This window comes from Stenotrophomonas sp. PS02301 (assembly GCF_029959485.1).
GTDB classification, from domain to species: Bacteria; Pseudomonadota; Gammaproteobacteria; order Xanthomonadales; family Xanthomonadaceae; genus Stenotrophomonas; species Stenotrophomonas maltophilia_Z.
Window position 1 is genome coordinate 1 of the sequence record NZ_JASCOO010000166.1, and the last position, 4,599, is coordinate 4,599.

The 4,599-nt window shown below is 66.9% G+C and carries 4 protein-coding genes; all 4 read right to left on the reverse strand.

The window, feature by feature from the left end:
- Positions 1 to 96 precede the first annotated feature (96 nt).
- The 4 genes from QMX81_RS20455 to prmB all read right to left on the reverse strand — a co-directional run bounded on the left by QMX81_RS20455 (position 97) and on the right by prmB (position 4,361).
- Positions 97 to 1,122 carry an aspartate-semialdehyde dehydrogenase gene (locus tag QMX81_RS20455; protein WP_282264263.1) on the reverse strand — a complete coding sequence of 342 codons (1,026 nt, stop codon included), beginning with the start codon at positions 1,120 to 1,122 and terminating at the stop codon, positions 97 to 99.
- 161 nt (positions 1,123 to 1,283) lie between these two features.
- Positions 1,284 to 2,339, reverse strand: a complete 1,056-nt coding sequence (locus QMX81_RS20460) for a D-glycerate dehydrogenase (protein ID WP_152154509.1) — start codon at positions 2,337 to 2,339, stop codon at positions 1,284 to 1,286.
- Positions 2,332 to 3,435 (reverse strand): chorismate synthase, encoded by a 1,104-nt coding sequence (aroC, locus tag QMX81_RS20465; RefSeq protein WP_282264266.1) that lies wholly within the window; start codon positions 3,433 to 3,435, stop codon positions 2,332 to 2,334. Before aroC ends, QMX81_RS20460 begins: the two co-directional genes overlap by 8 nt.
- Positions 3,432 to 4,361, reverse strand: a complete 930-nt coding sequence (gene prmB, locus QMX81_RS20470) for a 50S ribosomal protein L3 N(5)-glutamine methyltransferase (RefSeq protein WP_282264267.1) — start codon at positions 4,359 to 4,361, stop codon at positions 3,432 to 3,434. Before prmB ends, aroC begins: the two co-directional genes overlap by 4 nt.
- Positions 4,362 to 4,599 lie beyond the last annotated feature (238 nt).

Consider the following 4,599-nt stretch of genomic DNA (forward strand, 5'->3'; position numbering starts at 1 on the left):
TTCTCCGCCCCCAAAAACCCCCCCCCCCCCCGGGGGCGGCTTGTGTTCCGGGGGGGGGGGGGCCCCCCCCCCCCCCCCCCCCCCCCCACGACGCGATCAGCCTTCGGCGGCGACCAGTTCGGCCAGCTGCACGGCATTGAGGGCAGCGCCCTTGCGGATGTTGTCCGAGACGATCCACAGGTTCAGGCCACGCGGGTGCGACAGATCCTCACGGATGCGGCCGACGTACACCGCATCGGTGCCCGACGCGTGAGTGACCGGGGTCGGATAACCACCCGCTTCATGCTTGTCGACCACCTCCACGCCCGGCGAACGTGACAACAGCTCACGCGCGGCATCCGGGGTGACCTTGTCGCGGGTTTCGATGGTGACCGCTTCGGAGTGGCCATAGAACACCGGCACGCGCACGGCGGTCGGGTTCACCAGGATGCTGTCATCGCCGAGGATCTTGCGGGTTTCCCAGACCAGCTTCATTTCTTCCTTGGTGAAGCCGTTGTCCTGGAAATCATCGATGTGCGGGATCAGGTTGAACGCGATCTGCACCGGGAAGCGCTGCGGGTCGATTTCCTGGAAGCTGAGCAGCTGGCCGGTCTGCTTGCCGAGTTCTTCCATCGCCGAGCGACCGCCGCCGGACACCGACTGGTAGGTGGCCACGTTGATGCGCTCGATGCCGTACTGGCGGTGCAGCGGCGCCAGTGCGACCAGCATCTGCATGGTCGAGCAGTTCGGGTTGGCGATGATGCCGCGCGGGCGGTTCTTCAGCGCCTCCGGGTTCACTTCGGAGACGACCAGCGGGACGTCATCGTCGTAACGGAAGGCCGAAGAGTTGTCGATCACCACCGCACCGGCGGCGGCGAACTTGGGACCGAACTCCTTGGAGACGCTGCCACCGGCGGAGAACAACGCGATGTCCACGCCGTTCGGATCGAAGGTGCTCAGGTCCTGGACCTTGATCTTCTCACCCTGGTACTCGATCTCGCCACCGGCCGAACGCGAGGACGCGAGCAGGCTCAGCGTGGCGATCGGGAAGTTGCGCTCAGCCAGGATGGCCAGCATGGTTTCGCCGACAGCACCGGTGGCACCGACGACGGCGACGTGGAAACGACGATCTGGATTGCTCATGAAAACCTCTGTTGGGTGTACCGACCCGTGGCCGATACGTAACGTGCGTTGGGGATGTGTACCGACCAACGATCGGTACCTGCCGTGCCTTGGAGATATGTGCCGACCATCGGTCGGTACCTACCGGTTCGGGAACCTCGCCTGTTGGCCAGCGCGGTTCCCTATCGTTTTGCGTCGTCGATTTTTTTGCCGCCCACGGTCGCGCCGCCGGTTTTCACGGCAGCGACAGCGTCGGCGTTGATCGCGCTCGGCGGGTGGCCGGCATCCGGGCCCTGCCCCAGTGCGGCGGTCAGGTTGTCCACGGCCAGCTGCACCATCGCCCGGCGGGTGGCCTGGCTGGCGCTGCCGATATGCGGGGTCAGCACGATGTTGTGCAGGGCGAGCAGTTCCGGGCGCACCGTCGGCTCGCCTTCGAACACATCCAGCCCGGCGGCGGCCAGGCGCCCGTTGGCCAGTGCATCGGCGAGCGCCAGCTCATCCACGATGCCGCCGCGGGCGATGTTGATCAGCGTGGCGGTCGGCTTCATCTTTGCCAGCGCATCGGCATCGATGATGTGGTGCGAGGCGGCGTTGTACGGCAGCACGAGCACGAGGTGATCGGCCTGCGCCAGCAGGGTATCCAGGTCCACATACTGCGCGCCGACCTCGGCCTCGGTGGCCTCGGGCAGCCGCGAACGGTTGTGGTACAGCACGCGCATGCCGAAGCCGTGCGCACCGCGACGGGCGATGCCCTGGCCGATGCGGCCCATGCCCAGGATGCCCAGCGTGCTGCCGTGGATGTCCGCACCGAGCATGGTCTGGAACGACCACTGCCCCCACTGCCCGTCACGCAGCCAGCGCTCGGATTCGGTGATGCGGCGGGCGGTGGCCATCAGCAGCGCAAAGCCGAGATCGGCCGTGGTTTCGGTCAGGACATCCGGGGTGTTGCTGGCCAGGATGCCGGCGGCGCTGAGCGCGTCGATATCCAGGTTGTTGTAGCCCACACCGACGTTGGCGATCGCGCGCAGCTGGGGCGCGTTGGCGATCTCGGCTGCACCGATGCGTTCGTTGAGGGTGATCAGCGCGCCGTCGACGTGGGCCAGCTGTTCGGCCAGTATCTGCGGCGTATAGCGGGTGACGTCGCCGGTCATGGTCAGGTCGAAATGCTGCCCGAGCTGTTCGACGACATCGTCGAACAGGGGCTGGCTGACCCAGACCTTGGGGCGCCGATCAGCCATCGATCGTGCCCGGGATGCGCGGGGTGATCTGGCCGACATCACCGCACTGGGCGCGGTGGCGCAGCGCCTGGTCCATCAGCACCAGGGCCATCATCGCCTCGGCGATCGGGGTGGCACGGATGCCCACGCACGGATCGTGACGGCCGGTGGTGATCACCTCGACCGAGGCACCGGTGGCGTCCACCGTGGCACCGGGCAGGCGCAGGCTGGAGGTCGGCTTGAGCACGATCGAGGCAGTGACCTGCTGGCCGGTGGAGATGCCACCGAGGATGCCGCCGGCATGGTTGCTGGCAAACCCCTGCGGGGTGAGCAGGTCACGGTGTTCGGTGCCCTTCTGCGCGGCACTGGCAAAGCCATCGCCGATCTCCACGCCCTTCACCGCGTTGATGCTCATCAGCGCAGCCGCCAGATCGCCATCGAGCTTGCCGTAGATCGGCTCGCCCCAGCCCGGCGGTACGCCGTCAGCCACCACGTTGACGCGCGCACCGACCGAATCACCGGACTTGCGCAGCGCATCCATGTAGCTCTCCAGCGCAGGCACCTGATCGGCGACCGGCCAGAAGAACGGATTGTCTTCCACCGCCGCCCAGTCGAACCCGGTCGGGATGATCTCGCCCAGCTGCGAGAGATAACCACGCACGGTGACGCCATGCCGCTGCAGCAGCCACTTCTTGGCGATGACACCGGCGGCGACGCGCATGGTGGTTTCGCGCGCGGAAGAACGACCACCACCGCGCGGATCGCGGATGCCGTACTTCTGCCAGTAGCTGTAGTCGGCATGGCCCGGGCGGAACTGCTGGGCAATGTTGGTGTAATCCTTGCTGCGCTGATCCGTGTTGCGGATCAGCAGCCCGATCGGGGTGCCGGTGGTGCGGCCCTCGTACACCCCGGAGAGGATCTCGATCTCATCCGCTTCACGCCGCGCGGAGGTGTGCCGGCTCTTGCCGGTGGCCCGCCGCTGCAGATCATGGGCGAATTCGTCGGCGCTGATCTCCAGCCCCGGCGGACAGCCGTCCACCACGCAGCCGATCGCCGGACCGTGCGATTCGCCGAAGGTGGTGACGGTCAGCAGTTTGCCGAAGCTGTTGGAACTCACGGCCGCTGCGCTGCCAGTTCGGTGATGCGGGCGCTGTGCGCGATCAGTTCGCGGCACTCCACGGCGAAGATGCCCATCTGGCCGACCTTGAACTCGACCCAGCGGAAATCCACTTCCGGCAGCAGCTTGTACAGGTGCTGCTCGGACTCGCCCACTTCACAGATCAGCAGGCCGTCCTCGCTCAGGTGCAGCGGGGCGTCGCGCAGGATCTTCAGCACCAGGTCCAGGCCGTCGTCGCCGGCACGCAGGCCCATTTCCGGCTCGTAGGCGTATTCCTGCGGCAGGGCATCGGTCTCGTCGTTGGTGACGTACGGGGGATTGGTGACGATCAGATCGTAATGACGCCCGGTCAGGCCGTTGAACAGGTCGGACTTGAGCAGGGTGACGTTGGACGTCTGCAGGCGCTCCTTGTTTTCTTCGGCCAGCGACAGTGCTTCGTCGCTGAGGTCGACGCCGTCCACTTCCCAATTGGGGTAGTAGTGGCCCATGGCGATGGCGATGCAGCCCGAGCCGGTGCACAGGTCCAGGGCGCGGTGTACATCGCGGCCGGCCAGCCACGGCTCGAAGCCGCACTCGATCAGTTCGGCGATCGGCGAGCGCGGCACCAGGGCGCGGCTGTCGCTCTTGAAGCTCAGGCCGGCGAACCAGGCCTCACCGGTGAGGTAGGCGGCCGGGATGCGCTCGTCGATGCGGCGCTGGAACAGCTCCAGCACGCGGACCTTTTCGTCCTGCAGCAGGCGCGCCTGGCCGTAGGCGGGGCCGAGGTCATGCGGGAGGTGCAGGCTGTGCAGGACGAGCTGGGTGGCTTCGTCCAGGGCGTTGTCGTAGCTGTGCCCGAAGGTCAGCCCTGCGGCGTTGAAACGGCTGGTGCCGTAGCGGATCAGGTCGATGATCGTGTGGAGTTCGGCGGCCGTTTCGGCGGTCATGGCGGGGCAACAGGCAATGTGGCCCCCGATTATAGGCGCTGGGGCGGGCCGGGGCATCCGTTGCAGTCGAAACGAGCCGGAGCCGGAGCCAGGGCCACGGCCACGGCGAGGATCAAGACAGAAGCCAATGCGGCGGTTGCCAGTCCGTGGGCTGGCGTGGCGGGGGTGGGAGGGCGGGACACGCCGTGAACCCATCCCTGGGGGCTCGACAAGCGGCATCCATGCCGCTTGACGGTCC